The 19,433-nt window shown below is 67.7% G+C and carries 18 protein-coding genes; 6 read left to right on the top strand and 12 right to left on the bottom strand.

Going from position 1 to position 19,433, the window contains the following annotated elements:
• The first annotated feature begins 237 nt into the window (after positions 1 to 237).
• On the top strand, positions 238 to 1,422 hold the full coding sequence (locus FBQ73_RS00525; RefSeq protein WP_138397668.1) for a zinc-binding metallopeptidase family protein: 1,185 nt from the start codon (positions 238 to 240) through the stop codon (positions 1,420 to 1,422).
• Positions 1,423 to 1,551: 129 nt separating this feature from the next.
• Here FBQ73_RS00525 and topA read toward each other — a convergent pair whose 3' ends face one another.
• Positions 1,552 to 4,242 (bottom strand): type I DNA topoisomerase, encoded by a 2,691-nt coding sequence (gene topA, locus FBQ73_RS00520; protein WP_138397577.1) that lies wholly within the window; start codon positions 4,240 to 4,242, stop codon positions 1,552 to 1,554.
• A gap of 320 nt (positions 4,243 to 4,562) precedes the next feature.
• Between topA and FBQ73_RS00515 the strand changes: the two genes are divergently transcribed.
• Positions 4,563 to 4,781, top strand: a complete 219-nt coding sequence (locus tag FBQ73_RS00515; RefSeq protein ID WP_138397576.1) for a hypothetical protein — start codon at positions 4,563 to 4,565, stop codon at positions 4,779 to 4,781.
• 32 nt (positions 4,782 to 4,813) lie between these two features.
• On the opposite strand, the gene dprA is transcribed toward FBQ73_RS00515, so the two are convergent.
• The 4 genes from dprA to FBQ73_RS00495 all read right to left on the bottom strand — a co-directional run bounded on the left by dprA (position 4,814) and on the right by FBQ73_RS00495 (position 8,956).
• A complete protein-coding gene (gene dprA / locus FBQ73_RS00510) occupies positions 4,814 to 5,947 on the bottom strand; it encodes a DNA-processing protein DprA (protein ID WP_138397575.1) in 1,134 nt (377 codons plus the stop codon).
• Between the two features lie 8 nt (positions 5,948 to 5,955).
• The gene (plsY, locus tag FBQ73_RS00505; RefSeq protein WP_138397574.1) at positions 5,956 to 6,564 is read right to left on the bottom strand and encodes a glycerol-3-phosphate 1-O-acyltransferase PlsY; all 609 of its coding nucleotides are present in this window, start codon (positions 6,562 to 6,564) and stop codon (positions 5,956 to 5,958) included.
• Positions 6,565 to 6,699: 135 nt separating this feature from the next.
• Positions 6,700 to 8,016, bottom strand: a complete 1,317-nt coding sequence (locus tag FBQ73_RS00500; RefSeq protein WP_138397573.1) for a dihydroorotase — start codon at positions 8,014 to 8,016, stop codon at positions 6,700 to 6,702.
• Positions 8,009 to 8,956 (bottom strand): aspartate carbamoyltransferase catalytic subunit, encoded by a 948-nt coding sequence (locus FBQ73_RS00495; protein ID WP_138397572.1) that lies wholly within the window; start codon positions 8,954 to 8,956, stop codon positions 8,009 to 8,011. The genes FBQ73_RS00500 and FBQ73_RS00495 overlap by 8 nt, the downstream gene beginning before the upstream one ends.
• Positions 8,957 to 9,247: 291 nt before the next feature.
• Here FBQ73_RS00495 and FBQ73_RS00490 point away from each other — a divergent pair, with 291 nt between their 5' ends.
• Entirely contained in the window at positions 9,248 to 9,709 is a 462-nt protein-coding gene (locus tag FBQ73_RS00490; RefSeq protein ID WP_138397571.1) for a hypothetical protein, read from the top strand.
• 81 nt (positions 9,710 to 9,790) lie between these two features.
• On the opposite strand, the gene FBQ73_RS00485 is transcribed toward FBQ73_RS00490, so the two are convergent.
• From FBQ73_RS00485 to FBQ73_RS00470, 4 genes are all read right to left on the bottom strand, one after another.
• A complete protein-coding gene (locus tag FBQ73_RS00485) occupies positions 9,791 to 10,726 on the bottom strand; it encodes an AEC family transporter (protein WP_170218685.1) in 936 nt (311 codons plus the stop codon).
• A 172-nt stretch (positions 10,727 to 10,898) separates the two neighbouring features.
• Positions 10,899 to 11,429, bottom strand: a complete 531-nt coding sequence (gene ruvX / locus FBQ73_RS00480) for a Holliday junction resolvase RuvX (protein ID WP_138397569.1) — start codon at positions 11,427 to 11,429, stop codon at positions 10,899 to 10,901.
• Between the two features lie 70 nt (positions 11,430 to 11,499).
• Complete coding sequence (locus FBQ73_RS00475; RefSeq protein WP_138397568.1) at positions 11,500 to 11,865, bottom strand: type II toxin-antitoxin system VapC family toxin; 366 nt, start codon at positions 11,863 to 11,865, stop codon at positions 11,500 to 11,502.
• Entirely contained in the window at positions 11,862 to 12,059 is a 198-nt protein-coding gene (locus FBQ73_RS00470) for a type II toxin-antitoxin system VapB family antitoxin (protein ID WP_138397567.1), read from the bottom strand. Before FBQ73_RS00470 ends, FBQ73_RS00475 begins: the two co-directional genes overlap by 4 nt.
• Positions 12,060 to 12,231: 172 nt before the next feature.
• Between FBQ73_RS00470 and gatC the strand changes: the two genes are divergently transcribed.
• Together gatC and gatA are read left to right on the top strand one after the other, a co-directional pair.
• Positions 12,232 to 12,519, top strand: coding sequence for an Asp-tRNA(Asn)/Glu-tRNA(Gln) amidotransferase subunit GatC (gene gatC, locus FBQ73_RS00465; RefSeq protein WP_138397566.1), 288 nt, complete (start codon positions 12,232 to 12,234; stop codon positions 12,517 to 12,519).
• Positions 12,516 to 14,000: an Asp-tRNA(Asn)/Glu-tRNA(Gln) amidotransferase subunit GatA gene (gene gatA, locus FBQ73_RS00460; protein ID WP_138397565.1), complete on the top strand. Its 1,485-nt coding sequence runs from the start codon at positions 12,516 to 12,518 to the stop codon at positions 13,998 to 14,000. Before gatC ends, gatA begins: the two co-directional genes overlap by 4 nt.
• 42 nt (positions 14,001 to 14,042) lie before the next feature.
• Here gatA and FBQ73_RS00455 read toward each other — a convergent pair whose 3' ends face one another.
• Positions 14,043 to 15,179 carry a glycosyltransferase family 2 protein gene (locus FBQ73_RS00455; protein ID WP_138397564.1) on the bottom strand — a complete coding sequence of 379 codons (1,137 nt, stop codon included), beginning with the start codon at positions 15,177 to 15,179 and terminating at the stop codon, positions 14,043 to 14,045.
• Between the two features lie 252 nt (positions 15,180 to 15,431).
• Between FBQ73_RS00455 and gatB the strand changes: the two genes are divergently transcribed.
• A complete protein-coding gene (gene gatB / locus FBQ73_RS00450) occupies positions 15,432 to 16,922 on the top strand; it encodes an Asp-tRNA(Asn)/Glu-tRNA(Gln) amidotransferase subunit GatB (RefSeq protein ID WP_138397563.1) in 1,491 nt (496 codons plus the stop codon).
• Between the two features lie 148 nt (positions 16,923 to 17,070).
• On the opposite strand, the gene lldD is transcribed toward gatB, so the two are convergent.
• Positions 17,071 to 18,237, bottom strand: a complete 1,167-nt coding sequence (gene lldD, locus FBQ73_RS00445; protein ID WP_138397562.1) for an FMN-dependent L-lactate dehydrogenase LldD — start codon at positions 18,235 to 18,237, stop codon at positions 17,071 to 17,073.
• Positions 18,234 to 19,013: an FCD domain-containing protein gene (locus FBQ73_RS00440; protein WP_138397561.1), complete on the bottom strand. Its 780-nt coding sequence runs from the start codon at positions 19,011 to 19,013 to the stop codon at positions 18,234 to 18,236. The genes lldD and FBQ73_RS00440 overlap by 4 nt, the downstream gene beginning before the upstream one ends.
• Positions 19,014 to 19,433: the final 420 nt, after the last annotated feature.

Raw genomic sequence — 19,433 nt, 5'->3', positions numbered from 1 at the left:
CAGCCGGGGACGGCGTCACGCGCTCCGCATCCGCCCCGGACATCGTGCCCCTCCGGCGGTAACAACGGGGGACTTTGCCCCGTCGCGCCCACGTGGCCATGGACTTCAATTCAGGACGTGAGAAATTGACACACCGCTGGTGCGGAATGGGAACCACTGATGCGTCAGGAGGTTCTCTCGGCGCCGGCTGCACAGAACGTGTGCCCGAAGCACCGCGACCGCCGTTGGGAGATGATGATGCGTTTGTTCCGCTGCGCCGTTTGCGACCAGCTTCTCTACTTCGAGAACCGCCGCTGCGAGAAGTGCGGCCATGAACTCGGCTATATCCCCGAAGCCAACGAGATCACCCCCCTCGAAGCGGATGGCGACGCCTACCGTTCGGTCGGTCATCAGGAGGCACGTTTCAAGTTCTGCGCCAATGCGGCCCACGATGCTTGCAACTGGCTGCTTCCGGCAGATCAGGAAGAGGAATATTGCCTCGCCTGCCGCCACAATCGCACGGTTCCGGACCTGACGGTTCCGGAAAACCTGCGCAAATGGCGCAAGATGGAAGTGGCGAAGCATCGGCTGGTCTATTCGCTGTTGCGCCTCAACCTTCCGCTGGAAAACAACCAGGACCGCGAGGGTGGCCTGTGCTTCGATTTTCTCGCCGATACGCCGGATGACCAGACGCCGAACGTGATGACCGGGCATGACGAGGGGCTGATCACCATCGCCCTCGTCGAGGCGGACGATGCGGAGCGAGAGCAGCGCAAGAACGTGCTGGGCGAGTTGTACCGCACCGTGCTCGGGCATTTCCGCCATGAGGTGGGCCATTACTACTGGAACCGACTGGTGCGTGATGCCGGTCGGCTCAATGCGTTTCGCGCGGTGTTCGGAGATGAGACCGCCGATTACGGGGAGGCGCTGAAAGCCTATTACGCTTCTACCCCACCGGCCGACTGGCAGATGAATTTTGTCTCGGCCTACGCTACCGCACATCCGTGGGAAGACTTTGCGGAGACCTTCAAGCATTACATCCACATCGTGGATACGCTGGAGATGGCGGCGGCATTCGGTGTCGAGGTGCATCCGGGCCTCGACAACACCGGTGAGCTGGGCGCCCAGGTGGATTTCAATCCCTATCAGGCCTGCCCGGTGCAGCAGATGGTGGATTCCTGGCTACCAATCGCCTTCGCGCTCAACAATCTCAACCGCTGCCTCGGCATGTCGGATGCCTATCCGTTCATCCTCGGTCCCGGCGTGATCGCGAAGCTGGGCTTCATCCATAACCTCGCGCACCGCCAGGTGGCGGCCGACCCGGTGGCCGACCCGGTGACCGACCCGGCCGCGCCTGTTCCGGAGGATATGGAGATCCCGAAGGGGCGTGGCGAGAACCCCGAGGATGCGCCCGAGGGCAAGCCAGAGTCGGCTGCGGCCTGAGCCATCTGATCGCGCAATCGGTAGCCAGGCGGACGGCCGGACAGCGGTCCGCCTGATGAGAAGAAAGGGCGAGCTTGCCGGAGCCCGGTGCGCTCGCCCTTTCAGTTTACGGCACAGGCGGAGCGCGGCCTATTCGGCCGCCTTCGGCCCCTTGCTGGCGGCTTTCGTCGTCTTCTTCGCGGCGGGCTTCTTGGCGGCGGATTTGGCCGCCGGCTTTTTCGCCGCCGGCTTTGCGGTCGTTTTGGCCGGAGCATCCTCTCCGGATGCGGCCGCCTTGGAGGCCGTCTTGCGGGGCGCCTTCGCCTTTGAGGGCGACAGGGCCGCCTTGGCGTCGATGAGCGTCACCGCTTCGGCGAGGGTGAGGGCTTCCGGGTCCACGGACTTGGGCAGGGTGGCGTTGACCTTGCCGTGGTTCACATAAGGCCCGAAGCGCCCCGGCCGCACCGTGATCGGCCCGCCGTGGGTGGGGTGATCGCCCAGGGTGCGCCCCGGCGTCGCCGCCCCGCGACCGCCGCGGCCCTTGGACTGCTTCTCGGCGATCAGTACCACCGCCCGGTTGAGGCCAATGGCGAGAATGTCGTCGCCGTCCTCGATGTTGGCGTAGGTGCGCCCGTGCTGCACATAGGGACCATAGCGCCCGATGCCCGCGAGGATGGGCTCGCCGTCCTCAGGATGCTTGCCCACCTCGCGCGGCAGGGCCAGTAGCTTCAGCGCGGTTTCCAGGTCCACGTCCGCCGGGGCAAGGCCCTTGGGCAGGGAGGAGCGCTTGGGCTTCTCCCCGTCCTTGCCCTCGCCGAGCTGGAGATAGGTGCCGAAGCGCCCGGCGCGGATGGTCACTTCCTCGCCGCTCTCCGGGTCGATGCCCAGCTCGCGCTTGCCATCGCCCTCTGGGGCGCCATCGCCGGTGAGGGGGCGGGTGTGGCGGCACTCGGGATAGTTGGAGCAGCCGATGAAGGCGCCGAACTTGCCCATCTTCAGCGACAACCGTCCGTTGCCGCAGGTGGGGCACAGGCGCGGGTCGGTGCCATCTTCCGTGGGCGGGAAGATGTGGGCGGTGAGCATCTCGTCCAAGGCGTCGAGCACCTGGGAGACACGCAGGTCCTTGGTGGCCTCCACGGCGGTGTGGAAGTCCTGCCAGAAGGCGCGCAGCACGTCCTTCCAGTCGAGTTCGGCGGCGGAGACCTCGTCCAGCTTCTCTTCGAGATCGGCGGTGAAGTCGTATTCCACGTAGCGCTTGAAGAAGCTTTCGAGGAAGGCGGTGACCAGCCGGCCCTTGTCCTCGGGCACCAGGCGTTTCTTCTCAAGCTTCACATATTCGCGGTCGCGAAGCACCGCGAGCACGGCGGCATAGGTGGAGGGGCGGCCGATGCCCAACTCCTCCATGCGCTTCACCAGCGAGGCTTCCGAATAGCGCGGCGGCGGCTCGGTGAAGTGCTGGTCGGTGAGGATGTCGCGCCGGTCGAGCTTCTCGTTGGCGCTCATGGCCGGCAGGCGGCGGCTCTCCTCGTCGTCGTCCTCGTCGTCCTTGCCCTCGCGGTAGAGGGTGAGGAAGCCGTCGAACTTCACCACGGTGCCGGTGGCGGTGAGGTCGAGGGTGCGCGCCCCGGCTTTCGCCTCGATGTCGGCGGTGGTGCGCTCCAGCTCCGCCGATTCCATCTGGCTCGCCACGGTGCGGATCCAGATGAGTTCGTAGAGCTTGGCCTGCTCGGCATCGAGATGGCGCGCCACCTCGCGCGGATGGCGGGAGGGATCGGTGGGGCGGATGGCCTCGTGGGCCTCCTGGGCGTTCTTGGCCTTGGTGGTGTATTTGCGCGGCACGCCGGGCAGATACTTGGGGCCAAACTGCTTGCCGATGGCGCTGCGGGTGGCGGCCACCGCCTCGGGCGCCATGTCCACGCCGTCGGTTCGCATGTAGGTGATGAGACCCACCGTCTCGCCGCCCACGTCCACGCCCTCGTAGAGGCGCTGGGCGATCTGCATGGTGCGGGCGGGGGCGAGGCCCAGCTTCCGGCTCGCCTCCTGCTGCAGGGTGGAGGTGGTGAAGGGCGGCTGCGGATGGCGCCGCATGGGCTTGGCCTCCACCGAGCGCACGCGGAAATCCGCCGCCTCCAGCGCGGCGCGGAAGGCCTTCGCCTCCTCGGCCGTGCCTACGGAGAGGCGGGTGATCTTCTTGCCGTCGGCGCCCGAAAGGCGGGCCTCGAACTCCTCGGCGCGGGGCGTCGCGAGTTTGGCGAGGATGGACCAGTATTCCTTACGGACGAAGGTCTCGATCTCACGCTCACGCTCGCAGACCAAGCGCAGCGCCACCGACTGCACTCGCCCGGCGGACCGTGCGCCCGGCAGCTTGCGCCACAGCACGGGGGAGAGGGTGAAGCCCACCAGATAGTCCAGCGCGCGACGGGCGAGATAGGCGTCCACCAGTGCCACGTCGATGGCCCGGGGCGCCTTCATGGCGTCCAGCACGGCCTGCTTGGTGATGGCGTTGAAGACGACGCGCTCGACCTTCTGGCCCTTGAGCGCCTTCTTCTGCTTCAGCACCTCCAGCACGTGCCAGGAGATGGCTTCGCCCTCGCGATCCGGGTCGGTGGCGAGGATGAGGCCGTCGGCCCCCTTCACCGCGGCTGCGATCTCGTTCAGCCGCTTCTGCGCCTTGGGGTCCACTTCCCACAGCATGCGGAAGTCCGCATCCGGGTCGACGGAGCCGTCCTTGGAGGGCAGGTCGCGCACGTGGCCGTAGGAGGCGATCACCTCGTAGCCGGGACCGAGATATTTGTTGATCGTCTTCGCCTTAGCCGGCGATTCGACGATGACGACCTGCATGACGGACCGTGTCTTTCATAGGGCCGCCGCCCCAGTGCGCGGCCTCAATTGGATTGGCTTCGCCGGCGAAACGACCCGCGTTCGCGCATCGTTTTCCGCCGTGGGACTGCCGGCTTCCACATCGCGATCCTGATCCCCGCCGGCCGGATCGCGACACCGGGAAGCGGCCGCAACATGGGGAGCGGAACGGCGCGTGTCAAATTCTGCCCCCGCCGTGATGCGGTGTCCCCATCCGGAGAGTTTACAACCTAGAGTATGTTTTAATATGAAAATCAATCTATAAGACGTGAAGGACTATCCGTTATGCCGATGGACGGGCCATGACCGACGTGTCCTCCTCTCGCCCTTGGGGCGACCCCGCCTCTACGGCCGCCTATATCGCTACCATCACGACGGAATTGTCCCGTCTTGCGGAAAACCATGGCTTCACGACGCTGGCCTATATTCTCGAAATGGCGCGCCTCGAAGCCAAGAGTCTGGCCGACGATCCGCTCGCCGGGTCGGAAAGAGGGGCCTCGCCTCGTGGTGGCGGGACCTGACGCCCGAGGGGCATGATGTATCGAGAATAGATCTATTTGAGCGCCACGCGCCCCGTGCCCGGCCGGTCCAGCCGGCCGGCGAGATCGAGTTCCAGCAGTACGATCTGCACCTCCGCAGCGCTGCAGCCGGACAGGCGCACGAGATCGTCGATGAGGGTCGGGGCCGGACTGAGCAGGCCGATGATGCGCGCGCGGGCATCTTCCCCCGGCAGGGGTGGCTCCATGGTCGGGCCCTCCGCCTCGATGGCATCGTGTCCCCGCCGTCCGGCCATGGGGGTGAGGACGTCGATGACGTCGGCCGCTTCGGTGACCAGGGTGGCGCCCTGTTTCAGCAGGCGGTTGGTGCCGCCGGCACGCGGGTCGAGGGGGGAGCCGGGAACGGCGAACACCTCGCGTCCCTGTTCTCCGGCGAGCCGTGCGGTGATCAGCGATCCCGAGCGCTCGGCCGCCTCCACCACCACCACGCCCAGCGCCATACCCGACACCAGCCGGTTGCGGCGGGGGAAATCGCGGGCCCGCGGCTCCCAGTTGACCGGCATTTCGGAGACGATGGCGCCGGTCGCGGCCACTTTCTCGATGAGGCCCAGGTTTTCCGGCGGATAGGGGCGGGCAAGGCCACCGGCGAACACGCCCACCGTGCCGCCGTCGAGGCTCGCCTCATGGGCCGAAGCGTCGATGCCACGGGCCAGGCCCGAGACCACCACCCAGCCGGCGCCCGCCAGATCCCGCGCGAGTCGCGCGGCGAAGGAGCGGCCGGCGGCGGAGGCGTTGCGGGCGCCCACAATGGCCACCATGGGCCGTTGCAGCACCTCGCCGCGCCCTCTCACACAGATCAGCGGCGGGGCGTCGTCGAGTTGGCGCAGGGCGATGGGATAGTCCGCCTCGCCGGTGGCCACCAGCCGGGCGCCCAAGCGGGCGAGGGCGGCCATTTCCGCTTCGGCCTCCACCTTGTCGGGCATGCGCGGCGGCAGCAGCCGGCCGCCACGCCGGGCGAGGGTCGGCAGGGCTTCCAGCGCCGCGGCCGCGCCGCCGAACTGGTTGATGAGGGCGCGGAAGGTGCGCGGCCCCACATTCTCGGTGCGGATGAGGCGCAGCCAGTCCAGCCGCTGCTCCGACGAAAGCAGTTCGCCCGGTCCGGGGCCAACCGATGTCTTGCCCCGTGCCATGTGGCGCCCTAGCCCTTCGCGCCGATCTTGCCCTCGTTCCCCTCAAGGAGGCGGCGGATGTTGGCGTGGTGCTTGATCCACAGCAGGATGGCGAGGAGCGCCAGCAGGAGCGCCAGCCGGTCGTTCACGAGGGCTGCGGCGGCCGCGACAGTGGCCACCGAGGCGATAAGGGCGGCAAGCGAGGAATAGCGGGTGAAGTAGGCCGTCGCCAGCCACACCACTGCGAACACCAACGCCACCGGCCAGGCGAGGCCCAGCGTGACACCCAAGAAGGTGGCGACGCCCTTGCCGCCCTGAAACCGCAGCCACACCGGCGCGATATGGCCGAGAAAGGCACCGAAGGCCGCCGCCATGGCGGCCGGCGCCCCGAGGAAATGGCTGGCGATCAGCACCGCCACCGTACCCTTCAGGGCATCGAGCAGCAAGGTCGCGGCGGCGAGGTCCTTGCGGCCGGTGCGCAGCACGTTGGTGGCGCCGATATTGCCGGAGCCGATGGAGCGGATGTCGCGGGTGCCGGCGAGGCGGGTGAGCAGCAGCCCGAACGGGATCGAGCCGAGCAGGTAGCCCAACGCCAGCGCCAGGAAGAGCACCGGGGCGGACGACGGGGCATCAGGCATGAAGACCTCGGAGGCGGACCATGGAGCAAGAGCACTTTCGCGCGCAGTGGAGATCGGTAAGCCTGACGACGGCGTGTCGAAACAGGATGCCGACGCAGCGTCGCGAGTCGCGGTGAGCGACGCTGCGTGAGCCCATCAAACGTATTCGTACACGGTCGCCCCGGCAACGATGGTGCGCAGCACGCGCCCGTCGAGGCGGGCTTCGTCGAACGGCGTGTTGCGGCAGCGCGACTTGAGCATGGAAGGTTCCAGCACATAGGGCATGCCGGGGTCGAACACGATCACGTCCGCCGGCGCGCCGGGGCGCAGCGTGCCGGCATCGAGGCCCAGGATCGCCGCCGGGCGGGTAGAGAGGGCCGCCAGCAGGGTCACCAGATCCACCTGGTCCGAATGCACCAGGCGCAGGGCGGCGGACAGCAGGGTTTCAAGGCCGATGGCGCCAGGCTCCGCCTCGGAGAAGGGCAGGCGCTTGCCTTCCACGTCCTGCGGCAGATGGTCGGAGACCACCACGTCGATGAGGCCGGAGGCGATGGCGCGGATCAGTGCTTGGCGGTCGTCCTCCGCGCGCAGCGGCGGAGCGAGCCGGAAATAGGTGCGGTAGGCGCCGATATCCAGCTCGTTGAAAGACAGGTGGTTGATGGTGGCGGACGCCGTCACCGGCAGGCCAGCTTCCTTGGCGCGCTCCAGTACGGCGAGCGATTCGGCGCAGGTGAGCGCCGCCGCGTGGTAGCGCCCGCGTGCTCCGGCCACGAGGCGCACGTCGCGTTCCAGCACGATGGTTTCGGCAGCCTTGGGATTGCCGGAGAGGCCGAGACGGGCGGCAAACGCGCCCTCGTTCATGGCGCCCTGCGACATGCTCGCATCCTCGGTGTGGTGCACCAGCAGGGCGTCGAAATCGCGGGCGTAGGTCAGGGTCCGGCGCAGCACCTGGGCGCTCGCCACCGAGCGGTGGCCATCGGTGAAGGCGACGGCGCCGGCGGCCTGGAGCAGGCCGATCTCGGTCATCTCCTCGCCCCTGAGGCCCTTGGTGATGGCGGCCATGGGGTGCACCCGCACCACCGCCGTATCCCGCGCCCGGCGCAGGATGAAGTCGACGATGGCCGGGTCGTCCACCACCGGATCGGTGTTGGGCTGGCAGATGATGGTGGTGACGCCGCCGGCCGCAGCCGCGTGGCTGGCGGAGGCCAGCGTCTCGCGATGCTCGGCGCCGGGCTCGCCCACGAAGGCGCACATGTCCACAAGGCCGGGCGCCACCACCGCGCCCTTGCAGTCCACCACCTCGGCTCCGTCCGGCACGCCCGAGGCGGCGATGCCGAAGCCGGCATCCTTGATGACGCCATCGGCGAGATAGACATCGCCGTGGAAATCCGATCCCCGGGACGGGTCGATAACCCGCGCGTTGGCGAGCAAAAGCGGGCGCGGATCGCGGAAGATGAGGCGGCCGTCACGCATTGGGCAGCTTCCGGGCGAGGGTGTCGAGCACGGCCATGCGCACGGCGACGCCCATCTCCACCTGTTCGCGGATGAGGGAGCGGGGCCCGTCGGCCACCGCCGAATCGATTTCCACGCCCCGGTTCATGGGGCCGGGATGCATCACCAGCGCGTCGGGGGCGGCATGGCGCAGCTTGGCCTCGTCGAGGCCGAAATAATGGAAATATTCCTTCACCGAGGGGATGAAGGAGCCGGCCATGCGCTCGCGCTGGAGGCGCAGCATCATCACGATGTCCGCATCCCTGAGGCCCTCTTCCATGGTGCGGAACACCTCGACGCCGAGGCTCTCGATGCCCGCCGGCAGCAGAGTGGAGGGCGCCACCAGCCGCACCTTCGCGCCGAGGGTGTGGAGCAGGATGATGTTGGAGCGCGCCACCCGCGAATGCAGCACGTCGCCGCAGATGGCGACGGTGAGGCCGGCGATACGGCCCTTGTTGCGGCGGATGGTGAGGGCGTCCAGCAGCGCCTGGGTGGGGTGCTCGTGGGCGCCGTCGCCGGCATTCACCACGCAGCAGTCCACCTTGCGCGCCAGGAGCGCCACCGCGCCGGACGCATGATGCCGCACCACCAATATGTCGGGGTGCATGGCATTCAGCGTGATGGCGGTGTCGATCAGCGTCTCGCCCTTCTTCACGGAGGACGAGCCCACCGACATGTTCATCACATCCGCCCCGAGCCGCTTTCCGGCGATCTCGAAGGAAGACTGGGTGCGGGTGGAGGCCTCAAAGAACAGGTTGATCTGGGTGCGGCCGCGAAGCGTGGTGCGCTTCTTCTCGATCTGCCGGTTGAGTTCGACGAACTCCTCGGCAAGGTCGAGCAGACCTGTGATCTCGCTGGCGATGAGGCCTTCGATGCCGAGAAGATCCCGGCCGGAGAGGGTGAAGGCGGAAGCAGCATGCATGGCAAGCGGCAGGCATAGACGCACCCGGCCCGCCCGGCAAGGGAGCTGGACAACGGAAGCAGGGCAAGAGCCGGTCGCGTTTCGGCAGAAGCGGGTCGCCGCCTCACCCCGCCACCGCGCCGGGTCTTCAGGGATCGTTCACCATTCGAGCACAACTCTCCCCGGAAACACCCGCGCGGCGCCACACTTTGGGACGAAGTCGCGCCGAGCCTGAGATGGAACCGGGGGTGCCGGTTCCAGAGTTCATTGTCCTGGGTCCTTCAGGGCCTGCGACGTTTGGGAGTTGCTGTCATGTCTTCTCTCCTCCGGGCGAAGCTCGTGGCGCTGGCCGTGGCGGCTGCGGCCGTCACCGGCGCGGCGACGCCGGGCCAGGCCGCCGCCGTCGGCACGGGCGCGCTGGCGCTCGCGCCGGGCCAGGCCGCCTCCGTCACCGATGTCGGCTACTGGCATCGCGGCCGCTATTACAACGGCCCCTATCGCGGCTATGGCGGTCCCTATCGGGGCGGCTGCTGGAACTGCGGCGGCGGCAATGGCGCCGCGGTGGGCGCGGGCGTCGCCCTCGGTATCTTGGGCGCGGCAGCCATTGCCGGCGCCGCCTCGGCCCCGCCTCCGACCGTTTATTATGAAGAGCCGCCGCCGGTCTATTACGAGCCCGCGCCCCGCGTCTATCTGGAGCCGGCCCCCGAGCCGCGCCCGCGCAGCTGCTGGGTCACCACCGGTCCCGGCGGCTCCGGCTACTGGTCGCCCTGCTGAGGCAGCGCGGCTGGCGGCACGATTTAAAGGGCGGCTTCGGGTCGCCCTTTTGCTTTCCCCTCGCGTCGTGGCGCCGGCTGCTCAGGCCAGCAGTTTCGCCACCGTCACCACCAGCGGCAGCGTGATCGCGGCAGCGACGATCTGCAGGGTGAGGATTTCCGCCAGCAAGGGCGCGTCGCCGCCCATCTGGCGGGCCAGCACGTAGCCGTTGGGCGCGGAGGGAACCGCGGCGGTGATCGCCACCACTATCAGTTCCGTGCCCGAGAGGCCGAAGGCCAGCGCAAGCACAAGCGCGATGGCAGGCTTCACCAGCAGTTTGAGTGCAAGGCTCGCCAGCACGATGGGACGCGGCCGCGCCAGACGGTTCAGCAGCAGTCCGCCGCCCACCACCAGCAGCCCCAAAGCCAGGGATGCGCGCCCCAGCACGTCGCCGAATTCCAGCAGCACACCGGGGACGGGGAAGTGAGTGGCATTCAGCGCCGCCCCGGCCGCGCAGGCCCAGATATAGGGGTTGCGGGCAAGCTGTTCCGCCACATAGGCGAAGGTCGGCGGATGGCGGCCCGAGAAGCTCGCCAGCACCAGCACGCAGATCACGTTCACCACCGGGATCATGGCCACCAGTGCCAGCGCCGCGATGGTGATGCCTTCCGGGCCATAGAGCCCGCCCGCCACCGCCAGCACGATATAGGTGTTCCAGCGCACGGCCCCCTGAAACAGGGAGGTGAAGCCGGGCCCATCGGCCGACAAGGTCGCGATCAGCGGCCGGTGAACCAGCAGAATCAGGCCGGAGAGCACCACCACTGATCCGATGAGCGCCCCGCTGACCGCAAGCACGTTCACCTTGCTGAGGTCGGCCTTCACCGCCGAGACCACCAGCAGGGCCGGGAACAGCACGAAATAGGTGAGTTTTTCCAGCGCTGCCCAATGGGCGGGATCCTTCAGCAGGATCCGCCGCAGCACGGCGCCGAGCGCGATAACGAGGAAGACGGGCGCGAGCGCGCTGAAAATGAGGTCCATGGGCCGACGCATAGCGCGCCTGCCGTTTGGCGGCAGGCAATTAGTCCCTTCGCGTGGCACGCGGCCCGCCCGGGTCCCCACCTTTAGGCGGGCGGTTCGGGGAAATCCACTGTCCCGAAACGGGAAAAACGTGCCGCCGGACCAGAACGCTGGGGAACAGGCGGTGACCGAATCAGTTCAGCGGGCCGGTTTCGGATTCGTTCCCGGCCGGGCGGAGCACGTGGCGGGAGAGGAAGCCCAGCGCCCCTTCCAGGATGAAGGCGGCGGCGTGCTGGTCCACCACGGCGGCGCGGCGGGCGCGGCTCACGTCGGCGGAAATCAGCGCCCGCTCCACCGCTGCGGTGGACAGGCGCTCGTCCCACAAGGCGATGGGCAGCGCCGTGAGGCGTGCGAGATTGCGGGCGAAGGCGCGGCTCGCCTGCGCCCGGGGGCCTTCGGAGGCATCCATGTTCAGCGGCAGGCCGAGCACGAAGCCCACCGCCCGCCGTTCTGCCGCAAGAGCCAGCAGGCGCTGGGCATCGGCGGTGAACTTGGTGCGCTGCACCGTTTCCACCACGGTGGCCACCCGGCGATCGGGATCGCAGGAGGCGACGCCGATGGTCTTGGTGCCGAGATCGAGCCCGAGCAGCGTGCCGCGCGGCGGCAGCAACGGCGCGATGTCGGCCAGCGGCCCGATGGGGGCGGGGGAGGTGGGGTGCGTCATTGCGTATGGCTAGAGCATTTTGGGGCGGGGGTGAATGCGGATCGCGTGCCGCTTCAAGGGGACGGCCGCTTCAGGTCGAAACGTCGAGGCCCAGCTCGGCCGCGATGACGCCGAGCCGGCGGTCCCTGGTCCAAAGGCGGGTATCGGGCGTCAGGCGCACCGAGGCGAGGAGATGGGCATCCACTAAGCCAATGCCGCGACCGTGCAGGCTCGCAGCCTCGATCAGCCCGAGCACCTCCGCATCGTTCGCCACCATGGCGCTCGGCAGGTCCGCAAGGGCGGCCAATATGGTGTTGCGGTCGCGGAAATTTCCCAGCGCCAGTTCGCCGATGACGAAGGGATGGGTGAGAATCTCCCCGGCTTCGAGCCGTTCCGCGAGGCGCGTCTCGCCTGTGCGGAAATGATCGATCCAGATCGACGTATCGACGAGAATCATGCCTCGCCAGAGCGGCGACGGCGCACCGGTTCGAGTTGCGGCTCGCTTCCTCCGAGCCGAGCCAGGCGCCGCGCGCTTTCGCGAGCGATGAGTGCCTGCAGGGCTTCGCGGATCAATGCAGATTTTTCCGTCATGCCTGTCAGCGCCTGGGCCTTTGCGAGCAGATCGTCGTCGATGGCGAGGGTGGTCCGCATGGCAAAGGTGCTCCCGCAGGCTGCTTGAACATCAATCATAGCATCATCTGATGCGAAAATCCGTGCGCCTGCGGCAGTGCGCGCCTCCTCGCCCCAGCCCGCCTCTCGCCGCAAACCCTTCCACCGCGGCATACCCCTTGCTATAGCGGCGGTCAGCTTTTGGGAGCGTATCATGTCCGTCGATCAGGCGACCGTCCGCCGGGTGGCCCATCTTGCGCGCATTTCGGTGCGCGAGGACGAACTCGGCCATCTTCAGAGTGAGCTTAACGCCATCCTCGAATTCGTCGAGCAACTGGCCGATCTCGACGTGTCCGGCGTCGAGCCCCTGACCAGCGTGGTGCCCGTGGAACTGCCCATGCGCGCGGATGTGGTCACCGACGGCCACTGCCCCGAAAAGGTGCTCGCCAATGCCCCCGACGCCGAGGGCGGCTTCTTTACCGTGCCGAAGGTGGTGGAATGACCAAGCTCACACAGCTCACCCTCACCCAGGCGCGCGAAGGCCTCGCCCAGGGCGAGTTCACCTCCGTCGAGCTGACCGAGGCCTATCTGAAGGCCATGGAACAGGCCCGTCCCCTCAACGCCTATGTGCTGGAGACGCCCGAGATCGCCCTTGAGATGGCGAAGGAGAGCGACCGGCGCATCGCCGCGGGCGAGACCGGTCCGCTGGAGGGCATTCCCCTCGGCATCAAGGACATGTTCGCCACGCAGGGCGTGCGCACCACCGCCTGCGCCAAGATCCTCGATAATTTCATTCCCCAGTACGAATCCACCGTCACCTCCCACCTGTGGCGGGACGGGGCGGTGTTGCTGGGCAAGCTGAACAATGACGAGTTCGCCATGGGCTCGTCCAACGAGACCTCGGCGTTCGGCCCGGTGGTCTCGCCGTGGAGGCGGGACGGCGACGAGACCCCGCTGGTGCCCGGTGGCTCGTCCGGCGGCTCGGCGGCGGCGGTGGCGGCCTTCCTGTGCGCGGGGGCGACCGGCACCGACACCGGCGGCTCGATCCGCCAGCCGGCGGCCTTCACTGGCACCGTGGGCATCAAGCCCACCTATGGGCGTTGCTCGCGCTGGGGCATCGTGGCCTTCGCCTCGTCCCTCGACCAGGCTGGCCCGTTCGCCCGCACGGTGAATGACGCGGCGGTGCTGCTGAAGTCCATGGCCGGCTACGACCCCAAGGATTCCACCTGCGTCAACCGGCCGGTGCCGGATTATGAGGAGGCGGTGGGCGCTTCCATCAAGGGCAAGAAGATCGGCATTCCGCGCGAATACCGCATGGATGGCATGGCCGACGAGATCGACGCGCTCTGGCGCGAGGGTGCCCGCTTCCTGAAGGACGCGGGTGCGGAGATCGTCGACATCTCGCTGCCCCACACCCAATACGCCCTGCCGGCCTATTATATCGTGGCGCCGGCGGAGGCCTCCTCCAACCTCGCCCGCTATGACGGCGTGCGCTATGGCGAGCGGGTGCCGGGCCGCGACGTGGTGGAGATGTACGAGAACACCCGCGCCGCCGGCTTCGGCCCGGAGGTGCGCCGCCGCATCATGATCGGCACCTATGTGCTCTCGGCCGGCTATTACGATGCCTATTACCTGCGCGCGCAGAAGGTGCGCAGCCTGATCAAGCGCGACTTCGATCAGGTGTTCGCCCAGGGCGTGGACGCGGTGCTCACCCCGGCGACCCCTTCGCCCGCCTTCGGCATCGGCGAGAAGCTGAAGGCCGATCCGGTGGAGATGTATCTCAACGACGTGTTCACCGTGACGGTGAACATGGCCGGCCTGCCCGGCATCGCCGTCCCCGCCGGCCTTTCGGCGGACGGGCTGCCCCTCGGCCTCCAGCTCATCGGCCGCCCGTTCGAGGAGGAGACCCTGTTCTCCCTCGCCGAGGTGATCGAGGAAGCGGCCGGCCGCTTCCCGGTCGACAAGCAGTGGTGGCGCGGCTGAGGTCAGCCGGGCTTGCGTGACACCCGCACCAAGTGCGGGTGTCTATCCCAGCCGCTTCTTGATGGAGCGGCTCAGGCGGCGGACGGTGCCGTCCCACTCCGCCTTCAGGGTGGTGTGGCCGCCGCGCAGCGCCCGCCAGCGCCCCACAAGGGACTTGGACAGGAACTTGGCAAGTCCGCTCTCCGCCGCCTGCCGGGAGGCAGCGCCACCCGGCTCAAGACGGGTCAGGGAGGCGATGATGGTGTCGACCGCCGAGGCCGCCTTGTCGTAGGGCCGGATGGCGGCGAGGCCATCGTAGCGCCGGGGCGCGCCCAGCCGCTCGAACGGGCGCTGCACTGTATCGTCCGGGCCGGTGGCGCCCATGTAGCAGGCGGTGATGGCGTCCAGGCTGTCGAGCCTGAGGCCGGGATTGGCCCGCAGGAGCGCCATGGCGCCCATTGGGCCGAGCGCCGTGGTGGCGGGATCGTAATCCGGCCGGGTGCGCCAGCGGCAATAGGCCACCAGCGTCTTGGACACGATCTGGTCGTGGCTGCGCACCGGGAAATGGGCGAGGGCGACCGACTGCAACTGATGCACCACCACCTTGCGCCGGAAGCAGAAGGCGGCGTGGTTGCCGTCCTCGATCTTCAGCTCTTCATTCGCGGCGACGCTCGCCGGCAGCATCACCTTGGCGCTGAATCCGGTGAGCTTCTGGGTACGGTCCGAGAAGAAGCTGAAGGGGTCGGAGGTTTCATCCAGCGGGCGGGGCAGGTAGTTCCACATCCTCAGGCCGCCGGCCTGGGAGTCCGGCAGGCTGGCCAGCTCCGCTTCGAGGCTGGCGCGGTCCGGCGTGGTCAGGAATTCGTCGCCGTCCAGCAGGAAGGCGAAATCCCACCGCTCCACGGCATAGGCGCGTTGCAGCAGGCCCTTGGTGCGCGCCGCCTGGAAATAAGCGGCCTCCTGCGGGCCGTCGAACACGCTCACCGCCAGCCCTTCCGCCGCGAGGGCGTCGAGGATGGCGCGGGTGCCGTCGCGGCTGTGGTCGTCCTCGATGAAGAGGTGGTCGACCACCGCGAGATTGTGCCGCACGAACGCCTCGATCACGTCCGCCTCATCGCGGACGATGGCGACGGCGGCGAGCCGCAGGCCCTTCGGCGCGGAGGGGGAGGGCGATGAGACGCCGGATGTCGACACGGTCATGGATGGGAGGCGATGGGGTTCTCGTTCGCGCCTGCTATAGCACCGGCCGCGCGGCGAGGCGAGGCGGCAAAGCACGGCCTCTAAACTTAAGCAAAGAGAATGGGTTACGCGATCAGATTGCGGTGCAGTCTGATCGGCGCGTGCTCCAGCGTTGCGCGCACTCCCCGTTGGGGAGTAGTGAGTTTAAGAGAAACGCACGTCGAAACGCTGATCGCCCGCGCGCCGACGCGGCGGCTAGTCCCGGGACCTTTCATGACCTTACATGTTCGCCCTACCGATACGAAGAAGCTCATTTCCGGCGCCACCGGCGATTGGGAAGTGGTGATCGGCCTGGAGGTGCATGCCCAGGTGGCCTCCAACGCCAAGCTGTTCTCCGGCGCCTCCACCGCCTTCGGCGGCCCGCCCAATGACCATGTGTCGCTGGTGGACGCGGCCATGCCCGGCATGCTGCCGGTCATCAACCAGGAATGCGTGGCCCAGGCGGTGCGCACCGGCCTCGGCCTGAAGGCGCAGATCCACCTGACCTCGGTGTTCGACCGGAAGAACTACTTCTACCCGGACCTTCCGCAGGGCTACCAGATCAGCCAGTACAAGCAGCCCGTGGTGGGCGAGGGCGAGGTTATCGTGGACCTGCCCGACGGGGAGAGCATTCCCGTCGGCATCGAGCGCCTGCACCTGGAGCAGGACGCCGGTAAGTCCATCCACGACCTGTCGCCCACCCAGTCTTTCGTGGACCTCAACCGCTCCGGCGTGGCGCTGATGGAGATCGTCTCCCGCCCCGACCTGCGCTCGGCGGAGGAGGCGAAGGCCTATGTGACCAAGCTGCGCACCATCCTGCGCTATCTCGGCACCTGCGACGGCGATATGGAGAAGGGCAATCTGCGGGCGGACGTGAACGTCTCCGTGCGCCGCCCCGGCGAACCCTTCGGCACCCGCTGCGAGATCAAGAACGTCAATTCCATCCGCTTCATCGGCCAGGCCATCGAGACCGAGGCGCGGCGGCAGATCGAGATCCTGGAGGATGGCGGCTCCATCTCCCAGGAGACTCGCCTGTTCGACCCCACCAAGGGCGAGACGCGCTCCATGCGTTCGAAGGAAGAGGCGCACGACTACCGCTACTTCCCCGATCCGGACCTGCTGCCGCTGGTGCTGAAGCCCGAATGGGTGGAGGACCTCAAGGCCAAGCTGCCCGAGCTGCCGGACGAGAAGAAGGCCCGCTTCATCGCCGATTACGGCCTCAGCCCCTATGATGCCGGCGTGCTGGTGGCTGAGCGTGAGACCGCCGCCTATTTCGAGCAGGTGGTGGACGGCGGCGGCGTCAAGCGCGACGGCAAGGCGGCGGCGAACTTCGTCATCAACGAGCTGTTCGGCCGCCTGAACAAGGAGGGCAAGGATGTCACCTCCTCGCCCGTCAGCCCGCAGCAGATCGGCGCCATCCTCGACCTGATCGCGGAAGGCACCATCTCGTCCAAGATCGCCAAGGACCTGTTCGAGATCATCTTCACCGAGGGTGGCGACCCGCGCGTCGTGGTGGAAGCCCGAGGCCTGAAGCAGGTGACCGACCTCGGCGCCATCGAGAAGGTGGTGGACGAGATCATCGCCAAGAACCCGGACAAGGTGGCGCAGGTGCTGGCCAAGCCCACCATGCTGGGCTGGTTCGTGGGCCAGGCCATGAAGGCTTCCGGCGGCAAGGCCAACCCGCAGGCCCTCAACGATATCCTGAAGGCCAAGCTCGGGATCTGAGAGACCCGGGGCCCAATTCCGAAACCACGCAATGCCCGGCTTCGCGCCGGGCATTGTCGTTCTGGCTGTGCCTCAATCGAGAAATGTGTGACCGGGTGCCCCCTCTCCACCCCCCGCAGGTTGGAGAGGGGAAGAATCCGCCCCGTCCTCACTCCGCCGCGCGAGCCAGAGGCCGCTCGATCTCCCGCACAAGGCTGTCGCTGGAGATATCGGAGATGGCGCGGGCGCCGGTGAGGGTCATGGCCACCCGCATCTCCTTGGCGATGATGTCGAGCAGGTTTTCCACCCCCGCGCCGCCGGCCGCCGCCAGCGCATACACGAAGGCGCGGCCGAGCAGCACGCCATCGGCGCCCTGGGCCAGCATGCGCACCACGTCGAGCCCCGAGCGGATGCCGGAATCGGCCAGAAGCGTCATCTCGCCCTTCACCGCATCGGCGATGGCCGGCATGGCGCGGGCGGAGGAGAGCACGCCGTCGAGCTGGCGCCCACCGTGGTTGGACACGATGATGCCGTCGGCGCCGAAGCGCACGGCGTCGCGGGCGTCCTCCGGATCAAGGATGCCCTTGATGATCATGGGGCCCTTCCAGAACTCGCGGATCCATTCCAGATCCTTCCAGCCGATGGACGGATCGAAATTGTTGCCGAGCCAGCCCACGTAATCCTCAAGGCTGGTCTTCTCCTTGCGATAGGCGGAGACGTTGCCGAGGTCGTGCGGGGTGCCCATCAGGCCCACGTCATAGGCCCAGAAGGGGTGCAGCACGGCTTGCACCATGCGCCGGAACGCGGCGTTGGGCCCGGACATGCCCGAATGGGCGTCGCGATAGCGCGCGCCGGGCACCGGCATGTCCACCGTGAAGACCAGGGTGCGGATTCCCACCGCCCAGGCGCGCTCCAGCGCGTTCTGCATGAAGCCGCGGTCCTTCAGCACGTAGAGCTGGAACCAGATGGGCTTGGCCACCTGGCTCTGCACCTCCTCGATGGAGCAGACCGAGACGGTGGAGAGGGTGAAGGGAATGCCCTTCTTGGTGGCCGCCCGCGCCGCCTGCACTTCGCCGCGCCGGGCATACATGCCGGTGAGGCCTACGGGCGCGAGGCCTACGGGCATGGAGAGGGGCTGGTCGAACAGGGTGGTGGAAAGGTCCACCTCGCCCACGCTCTTCAGCACGCGCTGGCGCAGGGCGAGATCGGAAAGGTCCTCCACGTTCCGGCGCAGGGTGGCTTCGGCATAGGCGCCGCCGTCGATATAGTGGAACAGGAACGGCGGCAGGCGGCGGCGGGCGGCTTCCCGGTAGTCGGAGGACGACGAGATGATCATGATCTTGCTTCCTTCTGTATCGCCGCCCGGGAAAGGGCGCGCACGGAGCGTCGCTCGCGCGCCGCGGCATCTTCGATGAGCCGCAGGCTGTCCTCCACGAAATCGAGATGGCGCAGCGCAGCGTTGCGCGCGTCGTCGGCGCGACCCTCCATGATCGCCTCGAAGATCAGCCGATGCTGGTCTTCCAGCGCGTGCGCCGTGCGCGGCAGGCGGTAGAGCTTTTCGAGGCTGGCGGAAATGGAGTGCTGCAAAAGGTCGAACAACCCTGCCATCACCTGGCGCAGGACCGCATTGTGGGAGGCTTCGGCCACCGCCATGTGGAATGCGGCATCAGCGCGGGCCTGGGTCACCTCGTCCGCGCCCTCGGCCTTGATGAGCCGCTCGAAGGCGGCGGTGAGCCGCGCCCGGTCCTCGTCGCCGGCGCGCAGGGCCGCGCAATAGGCGGTGTCGCCATCCAGCGACTTGCGGATCTCCATCACGTCCTGCCAGTAGCCCGGCTCCATGCGGGCGAGCGACGACAGCGGGGAAAGTGCCTTGTCCAGAGGAGAGCCGGCCAGAGGCGAGGCGGCCGACGGGGCGGGCGCGGCCACGAAGGTGCCGCCGCCCTGGCGCGCGGTGAGGATGCCACGACTGACAAGCTGCTGGATGGCCTCGCGCAGCCGGGAGCGAGACACGCCGAAATCGACGGCGAGCTTGCGTTCCGACGGCAGGCGCGCACCGGCCTCAAGTCCGCCTTCGAGGATCAAGGCCTCGATCTCGTCCGACAGCTTTCGCACCCCGCCCCTCCCGGCCAATAACCTGGTACCTACGGAGCCATTTTCTGGCGCCATTGCCGGGGTAAATGGTCTGACCAATTTAATCCACACGACACGCACTTGCTTGATTTTAGCGGGGAGATAAAGCAAATTATAATGAAGTCAACGGTAGAAATGGTCCGACCAATTTTGCGTCGTGTTCGGACTCAAGGTTCCCCGAGGCGTGACCATCGACACGCGAACGGCAGGATCTGCCCATTTTGCATACGGTGAGGAGGCTCGCCGGCGGCGGGCGGCGTGATGGCGGACTTCAAGTTCGCAAGTCTCGGAACGAACAAATCTCGCCCGCAAAGGGTGCCGGTTCAATGTCCGGGATGCGCGCTCGGCGCGTGTGAGGTGAAAACAGGGGCGCGGCTTTCAGAGCTTCAGTGCCGTCCGTCG

The organism is Xanthobacter autotrophicus (assembly GCF_005871085.1).
GTDB classification, from domain to species: Bacteria; Pseudomonadota; Alphaproteobacteria; order Rhizobiales; family Xanthobacteraceae; genus Xanthobacter; species Xanthobacter autotrophicus.
The sequence above is the reverse complement of the archived record's forward strand: the minus strand, read 5'-3'. Positions and strand labels throughout refer to the sequence as shown.